Origin of the sequence: Gluconacetobacter dulcium, from assembly GCF_014174165.1 — a bacterium.
Classification (GTDB): Bacteria; Pseudomonadota; Alphaproteobacteria; order Acetobacterales; family Acetobacteraceae; genus Gluconacetobacter; species Gluconacetobacter dulcium.
The window spans coordinates 171,361-185,939 of record NZ_JABEQN010000002.1 but is presented as its reverse complement, the minus strand read 5'-3'; the positions used below and the strand labels follow the sequence as shown (position 1 = coordinate 185,939).

The window sequence follows — 14,579 nt, the reverse complement described above, 5'->3', positions numbered from 1 at the left end:
TCGGTCGGTCTTTCCCTTTCCTGCGGTGCCTGTCTCAAAGCGCCAGTGATGAACCGCCGCACAGCATCAGCTTCGCGGCCGCCCGTGATATGCAGTATCGCATTGGCCGGCACCAGAAAGCTATGCCGGGCGCCGCGCATTGGCAGGCCCGGCATGCAACCTCGTGGCCTCCCCCACTCAGGGCGAAACGCCCCCCCGAGCAACCGCGACATCCCGGGCCGTCACATGGCCCTCCCGATTCCCGAAATGGCTGATGGCATAATTCGCGATGTCGGCCAGATCCTGGTTCCGATATTCCGGCCCGAACGCCGGCATGACCATCGCGCCATGCGCGGTTTGCAGAGTCCCTCCCTCGACCATGGTCCGGACCAGATTCCGCCCGTCGATCTCGCCCAGGCTGCGCGCCCCCCACAGGGCGGCGAAATCGACCTGCCGTCCATGCCCGTCCGTCAGATGGCACCCGGTGCAGGCCCCGGCAAACAGCCGCTCGCCATTGCTGTGGATCGGCGCCAGTTGAGCCAGCGTCTCGGGCGAAACGACCCCGATGGTCTCGTCCGACCGCCGCGCCGGCAGGCTGCGCAGATAGGTCACCATCGCCGCGACATCCTCGGGCGTCAGAAACCGCAGGCTGTGACTGACCACATCCGCCATCGGCCCGACGGCCGTCCCCCGCCCGTCGGCATGGCCCGTGGAGAGATACGCCGCCAGTTGCGTATCGCTCCACGCCCCAATGCCGCTATCGACATCCGACGAGATATTATAGGCCAGCCACCCATCGATCATGGCCCCGGCATAGGATTTCGTCATCGATAGCGCCTGGAGCATGGTCCGGGGCGTATGGCATTCGCCGCAATGACCGGCCGCCTCGACCAGATAGCGCCCCCGGTTCCAGGCCGCCGTCCGCGCCGGATCGTCCGGCAGCGGGCCGGACGGGCGATAGAGCAGGTTCCACCCGATCATCGCCAGGCGGATATTATAGGGAAACCGTACCTGATTGGCCGGCGCCGGCGCATGGACCGGGCGCAGGCTCATCAGATAGGCGCGAATGGCGCGGACATCCTCCGCCGTCATCTTCGCGTAGGACGCATAGGGCATGACGGGATAAAGATGCCGCCATCCCGGCCCCACGCCGCGCCGCACGGCCGAATCGAACTGCGCGTCGGTATAGCGCCCGATTCCGGTCTCCGCATCGGGCGTGATGTTCGGCGCATAGAGGGTGCCGATCCCCGGCAGGTCGAACGCGCGCCCCCCGGCGAAGGGCACGCCCCCCGGCTTCGTGTGGCAGACCTCGCAATCCGCCGCCTGTTCCAGATAGGCGCCACGCCGCACCAGATCGGCATCCTGCGCCTGCGCCGTGCCCGCCAGCACAATCCCGGCCAGCACCGCCGCGCCGGCCACCCGGCGCCCGAAGCGCATCACGAAAGCACGGCTCATGCTTGCGGCCCCGTCAGCGGCAACCGGCGATAGCGGCGGCCGGTCGCGGCGGCCATCGCATTGGCCAGAGCCGCCGCGGCCGCGGCGGTTCCGGTCTCGCCAATGCCGCCGGGGTCCTCGGTGCTGTCGATCAGATGCACCTCGATGGCGGGGGATTCGTTCATCCGCAGGACCCTGTATGTGTTGAAGTTCTTCTCCCGCACCCGCCCGTTTTCCAGTGTCACCTCGTTGAACAGTGCGGCACTCAGGCCGAAGATCAGCCCCCCTTCGATCTGCGACACCACCTGATCGGGATTGACCACCCGCCCGCAATCGACGGCCACCACGGCACGACGCACCCGCACGGTACCCATCGTCGACATTTCGACTTCCATGACCGTGGCGAGGTACGACCCGAAGACATATTGCAGCGCCACGCCGCGCCCGACGCCCTCCGGCAAGGTCGTCCCCCATTCCGCCTTCTCGGCCGCGAGGTCCAGAACCGCGCGCGCACGCGGTCGGTCCCCCGTCATGCGGCGGCGGAACGCCACCGGATCGACCTTCGCGCTGGCCGCCAGTTCGTCGATAAAGCTCTCGATGACGAAGACCCCGCGCGTGCCGCCGACCCCACGCCACCATGCCGTCACCACGCCCGGCGTCTCGCGCCGCGCGTAATCCAGGAACATGGCCGGGATGGCGTAGGGCGTCTCGACGGTGCCGACCAGCAGATCGTCATCCACGCCATTCGGCAGCAGGGCCTCGGGCGCCCAGCGGGCAACGACCGCCGGCCCCACGATGCGGTGCGACAGCCCGACCAGTTTCCCGTGGGCGTCCAGCCCGCCGACCAGATGATCGACATAGGCCGGGCGGTACCGGTCCATCGTCAGATCCTCCTCGCGACTCCAGATCACCTTGAGCGGATAAGACACCTGGCGGGCAAACTGCACCGCCTGCGTGACATATTCATGCTCCAGCCGCCGCCCGAAGCCACCACCGATATACTGGTTGTGCAGAAAGACCTTTTCCTTCGGCAGGCCCGTCACCTCGGCCGCCGAATCGCGGGCGCGCATCGGCACCTGGGTCCCGACCCAGACATCGCATCGCTCGGGTGTCACATGCACCGTGCAGTTGATCGGCTCCATCGGCGCATGCGCCAGCAGCGGCTGCTGATACACGGCCTCGACCCGCGTCGCGGCCCCCCTGATGGCCATCCTGGCATCGCCCTTGGTGTTGGCGACGATGGCCGGCCCTTGCAGCGCTTCATGCAATTGCCGATAGACCGTCCCGGTGGACACGGTGGCATTGACGCCTTCATCCCAGGTGATCGCCAGGGCCTCAAGCCCCTTGCGCGCCGCCCAGTAATGGTCGCCGACCACACAGACCGCATTGCCGATCGTCAGCACCTCCCGCACGCCCGGCACCTGCCGCGCCGCGCGGTCATCGACATGCAGCAGCACACCCCCCATCACCGGGCAGGCCGCGACGGTGCCGATCTTCATGCCCGGCTGCTGGATGTCGATGCCGAAGGTCGCCGTGCCGTTCACCTTCGCCGGCCCGTCGAGCCGATGCTGGGCATGGCCGATCAGGCGAAAGGTCGAGGGGGCGCGCAACGCAACCGGGCCGGAGGGAACCGGCAGCGCCGCCGCCTCCACCGCCAGCTCGCCATAAGTCAGGGTCCGCCCGGTGGGCACATGCCGCACCACGCCAGCCTCGCTCTGGCACGACGCCGGCTCGACCACCCACCGATCGGCCGCCGCCCGGATCAAGAGCGTCCGCGCCACCGCGCCGGCCTCGCGCAGGCTCTTCCAGGTCGCGATCGTCGAAGTCGAGCCGCCGGTGGCCTCCGTCCCCAACGCCTTGGTGACATACGCCTCATCCGCCGGCGCGGCCTCGATCTGGATCTGCTCCAGCCCCACATCCAGTTCCTCGGCGATCAGCATCGCCTCGCCGGTATAGATCCCCTGCCCCATCTCCACATTCGGCAGGATCAGGGTAATGCTGCCATCCGGCGCAATCCGCACGAAGGCATTGGGCGCGAACGGGCCGGTCTGGTCCTCCACGATCCGCGTCACCGTCGCCGCGCGCGACCGCGCGCGCGGCAGCACCACCGCCATCAACAACCCGCCGGCCCCGGCCAAAGCCCGGCGGCGCGAAACGGCAATCGTCGTCATCGCCATCAAACCGCTCCGGCCACGTTACGAATGGCCGCCCTGATCCGCCGATAGGTACCGCAGCGACAGATATTGCCCGACATCGCCTGATCGATCTCGTCGTCGGAGGGGTGCAGATTGCTTTTCAGCAGCGCGATGGCCGCCATGATCTGGCCGGGCTGGCAATAGCCGCACTGGACGACATCGATCTCCAGCCAGGCTTTCGTCACCTCCGCCGCCACCTCGTCCTCGGCCAGCCCCTCGATCGTCGTGACCGGCCGCTGGCCCACCAGCGAGGCCGGCAGCGAACAGGCCCGGACCGCCTTGCCGTCGACATGCACGGTGCAGGCCCCGCACTGGCCGATCCCGCAACCGAACTTCGTGCCCGGCAGCCCCAGCACATCCCGCAGGACCCACAGCAGCGGCATGTCATCGGGAACATCCACCTGATGCGCCGTACCGTTTACCTGCAATGTCAGCATACAAATCCTCCGGACCAGACAAACCGGGGCACGGACTGGCGATTACCCACCAGTCCGCCGCACCGCCATCAGAACAGTATCGAAACGACCATATCCCCGCATCCCTTGAAATCAGGGAGACGGCCCCTGCTGATGGTCCGGCCTGTCGGCCGATTCGGGCAGCGCGTCCGCCAGGTCGGCCGTCGCCAGCGCGATCGCATCGTCAGACGCTCTCACAACGGCGCTGTCGCCCGGCAGCAACGCGACGCCGGAGCGTTCGGTCGTATGCCGCTCCCGCGTCAGTTCATCGAGGTTGGCCAGAATGTCGGGGTACTCGGCCACCAGCCGGCGGAAACGGCGCGTGCTGATGGTCAGGAACTGGCCGAACTGCAACGACCGCGTCACCGCCCGCGCCGGCATGCGCGACAGGGCTTCCTCCGCCCCGATCACATCGCCGGCCCCGAACCGCACGTCATGTTCGGGAAAATGGGTTTCCGCCAGCCCGGCACTGATGAAATAGACGGTTCGCACCCGCCGCCCACGCCGATACAGCCGCTCGCCCGGCGAGGTGAAATGGATAGAAAATTGCGGCGCGATCGCATGCAGCACTTCATCCGACAGGCCATGGAAAACCGGCAGCGCGCGCATCCGCGCCTCGATCCCCGCCTTGATGTCGAAGACCAGCGGCGCACCCAGATGTCCGCGCCGCCGCTCGACATCGCGATGAAGTTCGCGGTGCAATTCGTCGCTGATCAGAGACTCCGATAGAAGGGAGTCATATTCCTCTCCTTCCAGCCGCAACGAGACCTGTTGCAGCAGGCGCATTTCCAGCGCCTCCGAATAGCCCTGATAATGCAGCCGCAGCGTATGCAACGCCTCGTTCAGCAGCTTGCGCTGCCGCTCCAGCACCTCGCCGACGATTTCGCCGATGCGGCTGCCCAGCGTCGGCTCCATGCGCGTGCGCATGAAGCGGATCAGCGACAGCGAGACGAAATAGCTGATCATCAGCATCTCGAACCGCTCGGTCATGCACGACATCAGCGGCTGGTCGAAATGGAAGCCATGATGGATCGCCTGCGCCAGCCGGAACCGCAGCGACGGCCGCAGCCGCCGGCGCAGCGCGCGCACATAGCCGAAACGCCCCTCCAGCCGGGCACCATCGACCATCGCTTCGGCCGAGCGTAGCAATGTCTCCATCACCGGGCGCGACAGGCCCTGGATGCGGAACAGGTCCAGCAGGATCGAGCGTTCGCGGTTCGCGATCACGATCAGCGCCAGTGTCACCCTCTGCCGGTCGCCCAACGCGGTGTCGAACGTATTGGCCTGCTCCTCTTCCTCCACCTGCCGGCCAAGCTGGCTGATGACGGTGTCCGACACCGCGCGGGAGAAGCCCAGTTCCTCGGCGACCTCGCTGGTGCGGTCGCGCACCTCGCCCAGCCCGATGCCCAGCACCTGATGCCGCAACGCCTGGTCGATCGGCGAAAGCTGGTCGAGCTTCAGGAACAGCACCAGATACCGCAGCGTGGTGCCGTTGACGAACAGCGTAATCAGCACGAACCCGGTCGCGATGATCCCGATGAAATGCGCGACCGGGGTCGAGACATGCTGGTTCTCGGTCACCGCCAACGCCAGCGCCAGCGTGATCGCCCCCCGCAACCCGCCCCAGACCATCGTGATCTTGAAGGGCGTGGGCACCGGCGGCGACAGGCGCGTGGCCGCCAGCAGCGGCAGCAGGCCGAACACCACCGCGCCGCGCGCCAGCAGCCCGGCCCCCGTCGCCAGCAGGATCAGCACGCAATCCCAGCGCGTCATGCCCACCAGCAGCCGGGGCACCAGCATCGACGCCAGAACGAACACCAGCGACCCGGCCCAGAACACAAGCTGCTGCCAGAGTTCGTTGAGAAAGCGCCATGTCTGCGGCCGAAACGTCGAAGGTCCATAGACCGACATGGTCAACCCCGCCGACGCGGCGGCCACGACGCCGGAGAACCCCAGAAACTCGTCGCAGAGAATATAGACGATATAGGGCAGCGCCACGGTCAGCGTAATCTCCGCCGCCGGCGCCGCGCCGATGGTGGTGATCATCAGCAGCGTCAGCCGCCCGAACAGCACGCCCATGACGATGGCGCCGATGAACGAGACCAGGAATTCCAGCAGGGCGCTGCCCGGCGCGATGCTGTGATGCGAGGTCACGGCCGCCAGCAGCAGCGAGAAGATCGAAATCGCCGCCGCGTCGTTCAGCAGCGCCTCCCCCTCGACCAGACGGGTCAGCCGGCTGCTGGCCCCGATATCGCGAAAGATTCCCGCCACCGCCGACGGGTCGGTGGTCGCCACGATCGCCCCCAGCAGCAGGCAGACCGAAAGCGGCAGCCCGGCAAAGGGAAACAGCGCAAGCCCGATGGTCGCGGTCGAGACCACCACCGCCACCACCGCCAGCAGCAGCACGGTCGCCGTCTCATGCGCCAGACGGCGCACATCGATGGCCAGCGCCCCCTGAAACACCAGCGCGGGCAGGAAGATCAGCAGAAAGGCTTCACTGTTCAGCGGAAAATCCAGCAGGGTCTCGGCCGCGCCGTTGAACAGTTCGGTATAGGACGACCGCAACACCAGGTCGGCGCTGCCACCCAGCACGATTCCCGCCAGCGCCAGCAGCACCGTTTCCGAGATTTCCAGGCGTCTTGCGACCGGCTGAACCGCGCTGACGACCACCAGAAGCGCGGCGATCGCCAGAAGAACCGCAGCCAGACCTGTCACCGCCATCCGTTAACTCCCTGTCGTCCTACGCCCGGCCCATTCATCATGGCCCGAGAGTATGACATTCCGATGGCCTTCCGGCCCCGCGATGCGGCGCCGGTGCCCTCGCCCGTGCTCATGCCCCGAAAAAGCATACCGGCCGGTTACCGGCAACGGCACCAGACGGTCACGTTATGCTGCCGTCCTGAAACACGGCGCCCTCAGCCGTGGCCGCCAGCCACGCCCGGACCTGCGCCTCGGGGTCCGGCTGGCCGATGAAGTCGGACACGGCGGAAACGCAATCCGCCCCGGCCGCGATGCAGGATGCCACGCGCGCCAGCGTAATGCCACCGATGGCGACCAGCGGCACCGACCCGACCAGCCGCTTCCACTCCCTCAGCCGCTCCACACCCTGCGGCCCCCAGGGCATCTTCTTCAGCCGGGTCGGCCAGACCGGGCCGAGCGCGACATAATCGGGCCGCACCGACAGGGCACGATCGAGTTCACCGGTGGAATGGGTACTCACGCCCAGACGAATCCCACCAGCCCGAATCGCCGCCAGATCGGCATCGTCCAGATCTTCCTGGCCCAGATGAATGAAGTCGATTCCTTCATCCAGAGCGAGGCGCCAGTAATCATTCAGCACCAGGCACACGCCATGGCGCGCGGCATGGGCACGCGCGGCGCGGATCTCCCCCAGCAGCACGGCGCCTTCCAGATCCTTGACGCGCAACTGGATCAGCCGCGCCCCGGCCCCGCCCAGACGATCGACCCACACCGCCCGATCGACGACCGGATAGATCCGTGACGGCAGGCTCATGCCAGCACCGCCCGGCCCAGCACAGGGGTCGAAGGCGCCGCCATGTCGCGCTGCTCCATCGGGTCGGCGGCCCGCGCGATCAGCCCGGCCTCGACCGCCAGCCGAAACGCCGCCGCCATCCGCGCCGGATCGCCCGACTGCGCCACGGCGGTATTGATCAGCACGGCGTCATAGCCCAGTTCCATCGCCTGGGCGGCGTGAGACGGCAGGCCGATCCCCGCATCCACCACCAGCGGCACATCGGGAAAATGCGCGCGCAATGCCCGCAGGCCGAACACATTGTTCAGCCCCTTGCCGGAGCCGATCGGCGCCCCCCAGGGCATCAGCACCCGGCAGCCCGCCCGCAACAGGCGCTCGGCCCCGACCAGATCCTCCGTCATGTACGGAAAGACCTTGAATCCATCCTCGCTCAGGATTCGCGCCGCCTCGACCAGCGCGAACATATCGGGTTGCAGCGTGTCCGATTCGCCGATGACTTCCAGCTTGATCCAGTCGGTCTCGAACACCTCGCGCGCCATGTGGGCGGTCGTCACCGCCTCCTTCACCGTATGGCAACCGGCGGTATTGGGCAGAACCGGCACGCCCAGATCGCGGATCAGCGACCAGAAAGCCTGCCCCGCGCGACTGCCGACCGATTCGCGCCGCAGCGACACCGTCACCACCCCCGCCTGGGCCGCCCGCACGGCATCGGCCAGGATTTCGGGCGACGGATATTGCGCCGTCCCCAGCATCAGGCGGGACGACAGTTCGGTACCATAGAACAGCATGGGTCTATCCCCCCTGCATCGGGGCCAGGATCTCGATCCGCGCGCCCTCATCAATCGTCCATGACGCCCGGCGCGATGCCGGGACGAACGCGCCATCCACCGCCGTCGCCACCCTGGCGTCGCCATAGCCCAGTTCATCCAGCAGGCCGGCCAGGGTCGCCGTCGTGACCTCGCGCGGCTCCTCGTTCACCAGTATCCTCAACGTCTTTCCTCCCCGCCCCGTTCGCCCGTCGCCCCGCCAAACCGTCAGGCGGCGGGGCCGCCGAACACGATGTCGCCCACCTGCCTGGCCCGCGAAGGCGACAGCAGAAAACCATGACGATACATCCCGTTCACATGAACGGTGCGCCCTTCCACGGTCACGGCCGGCACATTGTCCGGATAGGCGGGCCGCACGCCAACGCCCGTTTCGACGATTTCCGCCTCACCAAAGGCCGGATGCAGCACATAGGCGGCGGTCAGCAATTCCACCATCGAGCGCAGGGTCATGCTGGCCAGACTCTCGCTCTCCACCATCGTCGCCCCCACCATGAACAGATGGTCCGCCCTGGGCACGATGTAAACCGGTATCCGCGGATGCAGCATGCGGACCGGCCGGCTCAGCGTCACCTCATGGCAGCGCAGCAACACCATCTCGCCGCGCACGCCACGCAGTCCGGTCAAGCGGTTTTCGGCGGCGATTCCCGTGCAATCCACCACCCAGTCGGGCCGCGCGCCATGCCACGGGACTTCAGCCATGCGTTCGGCCGGCGCATTGACAACGATCGTGCCGCCCAGCGCGACCAGTCGCGCACGCAGCGCCCCCAGCGCCTCGCGCGGGTCCAGATGCCCCTCTTCGGGAAAGAACAGCCCCTTGTCGAACCGCCCCTCCAGATCGGGTTCCAGTTCGGCGATGCGGGCACCATCCACGGTCTGGAAATGGCTGGTTCGCCGTGCGAAACGCGCGATATCGCCCACATCGCGCGGCGGGGCCAGCACCAGCGTGCCATTCCGCGCCACGTCCGGCACATGGGCGGCCCACCATTCGACCGATTCGAGCGAATCGCGCGTCACTTCCGGCGGCGCGGATTCGGCCTCGCACCACGGCGCCAGCATCCCCCCCGCCATCCACGACGCCCCGGAGCCCTCGCGGCCACCAATCTCCAGCAACACCACGTCGGCGCCGCGTTCCGCCAGCGTCACCGCGCTGGTCAGGCCCGCCACGCCGGCCCCGCGCACCAGAACGCGCGGCCGTCCGCCGGATTCCATTTTCGTCATGGATATCGCTCCCTTCCCGCCACCGGGCCAGCCGGCGGTTCGGGGCGAGAGGATGTTGCCTCCGCCGGCCGAAGACAACACCCGTCAGCGTGCGACCTGCACCGAGCGTCCCAGGGCCATCCGGCTATTCGACGGTCACCGACTTTGCCAGATTGCGCGGCTGGTCCACATCCGTCCCCTTCAGCAGGGCGACTTCATACGCCAGCATCTGCACCGGAATCGTCTGAAGCACCGGAGCGGTAAATTCGCTCACCGTCGGCAGCGCAACCACGATTTCCGCCAGATCGCGCAGGCGCGGCGCGCCCTTCGTGTCGGTAAAGACCAGCAGCCGCCCCCCTCGCGCACGGGCTTCCTGAAGGTTGGACAGCGTCTTCTCGAACAGCCGGCCCGAAGGCAGCGTAGCCACGATCGGCACGGTATTGTCGATCAGCGAGATCGGCCCATGCTTCATCTCGCCCGCCGCATAGGCTTCGGCATGGATATACGAGACCTCCTTCAGCTTCAGCGCCCCCTCCATGGCCACCGGAAAGGACGATCCGCGCCCCAGATACAGCACGTCGCGCGCCCGTGCCACGACCGCCGCCATCTCGCGGATCGCCGGCCCCTGGTCGAACACCTCGTTCGCACGGCTGGGCAGGTCCAGCAGTTCCGTCACCAGTTCCTGCTCCCGCGCCTCCGACAGCGTTCCGCGCGCGCGCCCGATCGCAATCGTCAGGCACGCCAGCACCGAAAGCTGGGCGGTAAACGCCTTGGTACTGGCCACGGAGATTTCGGGTCCGGCAACGGTCCCCAGCACGATGTCGCTTTCGCGCGCCATCGTGCTCTGCTCCACATTCAGCACCGAGAGAATATGCTGCCCGCGCGCCCGCATGCCGCGCAACGCGGCCAGCGTATCCGCCGTCTCGCCAGACTGCGAAATCAGCAGGCCCAGCCCCCCCGGCGTCAGCGGCGGATCGCGATAGCGCAGTTCGCTGGCCACATCGATATCGACCGGCAGCCCCGCCACCGCTTCCAGCCAGTAACGGCCGACCAGCCCGGCATAAAAGGCCGAGCCACAGGCCGTCACCACCGCACGCGGCAGCGACGCAAGGTCGAACGGCAGATCCGGCATCATCACCCGCCGCGTCGCGGGGTCGATCAGCCGCTGAAGGGTCTGCCCGATCACCACCGGGTGTTCGTGCAGTTCCTTTTCCATGTAATGGCGATAACCGTCCTTGCCGACCGAACCGGCGATCAGCGCGGTCACGCGTACCGCGCGCTCCACCCGCTCGCCCGAGGCGTCGAAGAATTCCGCGCCCTCCGGCGTCACCACCACCCAGTCGCCATCGTCCAGATAGGCGATGCGGCGCGTCAGCGGCGCAAGGGCCAGACTGTCGGAACCGAGAAACATCTCGTTCTCGCCATAGCCCACCACCAGCGGCGCCCCATGCCGCGCACCGATCATCAGGTTGTCATGCCCGGCGAAGATCATCGCCAGCGCATAGGCCCCTTCCAGCCGGCGCAGCGTGGCAAACGCCGCCTCGCGCGGCGGCAACCCCCGCGCCAAATGGAAATCGACCAGTTGCGCCACGGTCTCGCTGTCGGTCTCGGTCACGAAGACATGGCCGGCCTGCTCCAGTTCGCGGCGCAGTTCCTCGAAATTCTCGATGATGCCGTTATGCACGATCGACACGCGGGCGGTGGCGTGCGGGTGCGCGTTGTTCTCGGTCGGCGCGCCATGGGTGGCCCAGCGCGTATGGCCGATGCCCGTCACGCCCGCCAGCGGCTCCCGCGCCAGCAACGCCGCCAGATTATCCAGCTTGCCCGCCGCGCGGCGCCGCGCGATCCGCCCGTCCACCAGCGTCGCGATGCCGGCGGAATCATAGCCGCGATATTCCAGCCGCCGCAGGGCATCGAAGATGATCGGTGTGGCGTCCCTGCCGCCGACGACGCCGACTATGCCGCACATCACCCCTGCTCCTTCTTCTTGCGGCGCAGGGCATCGCGCAACGCCGCCCCCCGACCGTCCTTGTTCTCCTGCCGCGCGCGGCCGAAGGCCAGCGCGCCGGCAGGCACGTCTTCGGTCACGACACTTCCCGCCGCGACCAGCGCCCCGTCACCGATCGCCACCGGCGCCACCAGAATCGCATCCGACCCGATAAAGCACTCCGCGCCGATTTCGGTACGGTGCTTGAACACACCGTCATAATTGCAGGTAATCGTCCCGGCTCCGACATTGGTTCCGGCCCCGATCGCCGCATCCCCCAGATAGGTCAGATGGTTCGCCTTCGCCCCGGCACCAAGCGTCGTCGCCTTCAACTCGACGAAATTGCCGACATGCGCCGCCGCCCCCACATCGCTGCCCGGCCGCAGCCGCGCATAAGGCCCGATCAGCGCCCCCGGCCCCACCACGCAACCTTCCAGATGGCTGAACGCCCGGATCTCCGCCCCGCGATGCACCCGCACCCCCGGCCCGAACACCACATGGGGCTGTACCAGCACATCCGGCTCGAACACAGTATCGGCCGACAGAAAGACCGTCTCCGGCGCCACCAGCGTCACACCCGCGTCCATCGCCGCCGCGCGCAGGCGTTTCTGGACGCAGGCTTCGGCCTCGGCCAGTTCGGCGCGGGAATTGATGCCGCGCAATTCGTCCTCGGGCGCCTCCACCGCGCGCACCTGCTCCCCTTCGGCAACGGCCAGCGCCACCACGTCGCCCAGATAATATTCGCCCTGCGCGTTGTCGTTGCGCACCATCGACAGCCAGCGCCGGAAGGTCGCGGCCTCGGCGCACAGCACGCCGGCATTGCACAGACCGATCGCCCGCTCCTGCGCGCTCGCATCCGCCCATTCCACGATCCGCTTTACCAGCCCGTCTTCACTGACGATCCGGCCATAGCGGCCCGGATCGCGCGGCCGCATCGCCATCAGCGCCAGCCCGACACCGGGCGTTGCCCGGCAGGCCAGCAGGTTGCGCATGCTCTCCGGCGTGATCAGCGGATTGTCGCCATACAGCACGGCCACATCGCCGTCACCGAACAGATCCGCCGCCTGGGCGGCGGCATGGGCGGTGCCCAGCCGATCCGCCTGCACGACGACCTGATGCGGCGCCGCCAGCGCGGCCACCTGCTCCATCCCCGGCCCGACGACGACCACGATCCGGTCGAACACCGTGGCCGCATGATCCAGCAGGTAGCGCAGCATCGGCCGGCCGGCGAGCGGATGCATCACCTTCGGCTGGGCGGACTTCATGCGCGTTCCCATTCCCGCCGCCAGGATGACGGCGGTGGCGGGGCGTCGGGCGGTCAGGTCCGCGGGCGTCGCGGACAGAGGCGGGGCATTCATGTCATGCGGGTAGCGGGCGAGGATCGGCCCTGTCAAATAAAGGGTGATCCAAGGCCATCACTTAGGTTTACCAATTACTGCATCCAGCCCGAAAGGCCCGGTGTCAGGAGAAGCCCATGCCATCACAGACCCCACCCCGCCTCGCCGTTTTCGACATGGACGGCACGCTTCTGGACAGCCTGCCGGACCTCGCCGCCAGCGCCGACCGCATGCTGCAAAGCTACGGCCTGCCCGGCATCGCGCCCGACCTGGTGCGCGCCATGGTCGGTGACGGCGTGGCCGCGCTGGTGCGCCGCCTGCTGGCCCATGCCGGCGAGGCCGCAACGCCGATCGACGCCGTTGAGGCCGTGCAACGCTACATGGCCGACTACACGCCCCGCTCCACCGAGCAGTCCCGCCTCTTCCCCGGCACCGACTACGCGCTCAAGACCCTGCGGGCGCAGGGCTGGCGGCTGGCGGTCTGCACCAACAAGCCGGTCGCCGCCGCCACACGCATCATCGACGCGCTGGGGCTGGAAGGCGTGTTCGACGCCATCGGCGGCGGCGACAGTTTCTCCGCCCGCAAGCCCGACCCCATCCACCTGCTCGGCACCATTCAGCAGGCCCACGGCACGCCGCTGCGTTCCGTCATGGTCGGCGACCATCACAACGACATCGCGGCCGCTGAAGGGGCCGGCGTACTCGCTATCTTCGCCCTCTGGGGCTATGGCCGCCCGGAGATGGAAGCCGGCGCCACGGCAGGCGGCGATTCCATGACCGAAATCCCGCACCTCGCCGGCGAATTAATTCCAGCCTGAACAGGGGGCGTCAGAAAACGCCCTAAGCGGCATCCGGCAACAGCATCACCGTCAAATGTCCCAGCTTCGGATGGTCGAAGGCGATGCGGACGATCGTCAGCCCATCGCCCGGCACATCCTGAAACCAGACCGAGCCGTTCACGGGCTTGCGGGCCGCCGAACCCGGCCCGTCGCTCTTGCGGAACCCGGCAATCTGCATGTCGCTGAAATCACAGCGCAACGCCGCGCCCTGATAAGGCTGACGGGAATCGCGCGCCATGTCCTGCATGCCCACCGTATGGGCATCCATCCGCAGCAGCCGCGCCCCATCGAACACGGTCGCCGACCCGTCGCACTGATGATGCGCCCGCACCGCCTGTTGCAGCCGCATCAATGCGCTGAGCGAATCCATCGCCGGTGCCAGATCGGCGGCCGGAATCGGGTCGCGACTGGGCTCGGGCGGGGTCTGGAGCGCGATATGCGTCTGTCCGCCGCTGTAATCCAGCACGACATGCCGATCCTCGCCGCGCGAATAGCCCGCACTGTCATAGGTCAGCGGCTGCACCCCATCGGGCACGAAACGCCCCGTCGCCTGCGAGGTGACGTTCATATGCACCAGCAGCCCCAGCAGGCCGCCGCTGCGGATCGTCGACCGCACGGCATAACCATCCGGCGTCACGGCATAGCGCGCCGCAATCGTCAGCGCCCGAAAGCCGTGATTGAACACGCCATAGGTATGGACGATCTGCCCGGACGCGGGCGCCTCCGCCGCCTGAACAACCGGCGTCCACGCACCGAGCATGGCCGCCAGAGCCAGCGCGGGAAGTCCCCGCGCCGCGATCTTACGTGACAGACGCATCACTGCTCTCCACGACACA

Annotated in this window: 12 protein-coding genes; 1 reads left to right on the top strand and 11 read right to left on the bottom strand. The window is 67.7% G+C overall.

Annotation, left to right across the window (positions count from 1 at the left end):
* Window positions 1-177 precede the first annotated feature (177 nt).
* From HLH25_RS02475 to glmU, 10 genes are all read right to left on the bottom strand, one after another.
* Entirely contained in the window at window positions 178-1,434 is a 1,257-nt protein-coding gene (locus HLH25_RS02475) for a cytochrome c (RefSeq protein WP_182972560.1), read from the bottom strand.
* Window positions 1,431-3,584 (bottom strand): xanthine dehydrogenase family protein molybdopterin-binding subunit, encoded by a 2,154-nt coding sequence (locus tag HLH25_RS02470; RefSeq protein ID WP_182972658.1) that lies wholly within the window; start codon window positions 3,582-3,584, stop codon window positions 1,431-1,433. The genes HLH25_RS02475 and HLH25_RS02470 overlap by 4 nt, the downstream gene beginning before the upstream one ends.
* 5 nt (window positions 3,585-3,589) lie before the next feature.
* Window positions 3,590-4,045 carry a (2Fe-2S)-binding protein gene (locus HLH25_RS02465; RefSeq protein WP_182972559.1) on the bottom strand — a complete coding sequence of 152 codons (456 nt, stop codon included), beginning with the start codon at window positions 4,043-4,045 and terminating at the stop codon, window positions 3,590-3,592.
* A gap of 111 nt (window positions 4,046-4,156) precedes the next feature.
* Window positions 4,157-6,784: a cation:proton antiporter gene (locus tag HLH25_RS02460; RefSeq protein WP_182972558.1), complete on the bottom strand. Its 2,628-nt coding sequence runs from the start codon at window positions 6,782-6,784 to the stop codon at window positions 4,157-4,159.
* A gap of 160 nt (window positions 6,785-6,944) precedes the next feature.
* Window positions 6,945-7,577, bottom strand: a complete 633-nt coding sequence (locus HLH25_RS02455; protein ID WP_182972557.1) for a thiamine phosphate synthase — start codon at window positions 7,575-7,577, stop codon at window positions 6,945-6,947.
* Window positions 7,574-8,344, bottom strand: a complete 771-nt coding sequence (locus HLH25_RS02450) for a thiazole synthase (protein ID WP_182972556.1) — start codon at window positions 8,342-8,344, stop codon at window positions 7,574-7,576. Before HLH25_RS02450 ends, HLH25_RS02455 begins: the two co-directional genes overlap by 4 nt.
* Before the next feature lie 4 nt (window positions 8,345-8,348).
* Complete coding sequence (gene thiS / locus HLH25_RS02445) at window positions 8,349-8,546, bottom strand: sulfur carrier protein ThiS (RefSeq protein ID WP_182972555.1); 198 nt, start codon at window positions 8,544-8,546, stop codon at window positions 8,349-8,351.
* 44 nt (window positions 8,547-8,590) lie between these two features.
* Entirely contained in the window at window positions 8,591-9,601 is a 1,011-nt protein-coding gene (gene thiO, locus HLH25_RS02440; protein ID WP_182972554.1) for a glycine oxidase ThiO, read from the bottom strand.
* A gap of 124 nt (window positions 9,602-9,725) precedes the next feature.
* Window positions 9,726-11,549, bottom strand: a complete 1,824-nt coding sequence (gene glmS / locus HLH25_RS02435; RefSeq protein ID WP_182972553.1) for a glutamine--fructose-6-phosphate transaminase (isomerizing) — start codon at window positions 11,547-11,549, stop codon at window positions 9,726-9,728.
* The gene (gene glmU, locus HLH25_RS02430) at window positions 11,549-12,925 is read right to left on the bottom strand and encodes a bifunctional UDP-N-acetylglucosamine diphosphorylase/glucosamine-1-phosphate N-acetyltransferase GlmU (protein ID WP_182972657.1); all 1,377 of its coding nucleotides are present in this window, start codon (window positions 12,923-12,925) and stop codon (window positions 11,549-11,551) included. The genes glmS and glmU overlap by 1 nt, the downstream gene beginning before the upstream one ends.
* A gap of 116 nt (window positions 12,926-13,041) precedes the next feature.
* Between glmU and gph the strand changes: the two genes are divergently transcribed.
* Window positions 13,042-13,722, top strand: coding sequence for a phosphoglycolate phosphatase (gene gph / locus HLH25_RS02425; protein ID WP_182972552.1), 681 nt, complete (start codon window positions 13,042-13,044; stop codon window positions 13,720-13,722).
* A gap of 22 nt (window positions 13,723-13,744) precedes the next feature.
* Here gph and HLH25_RS02420 read toward each other — a convergent pair whose 3' ends face one another.
* Entirely contained in the window at window positions 13,745-14,560 is an 816-nt protein-coding gene (locus HLH25_RS02420; protein ID WP_246401022.1) for a DUF3108 domain-containing protein, read from the bottom strand.
* Window positions 14,561-14,579 lie beyond the last annotated feature (19 nt).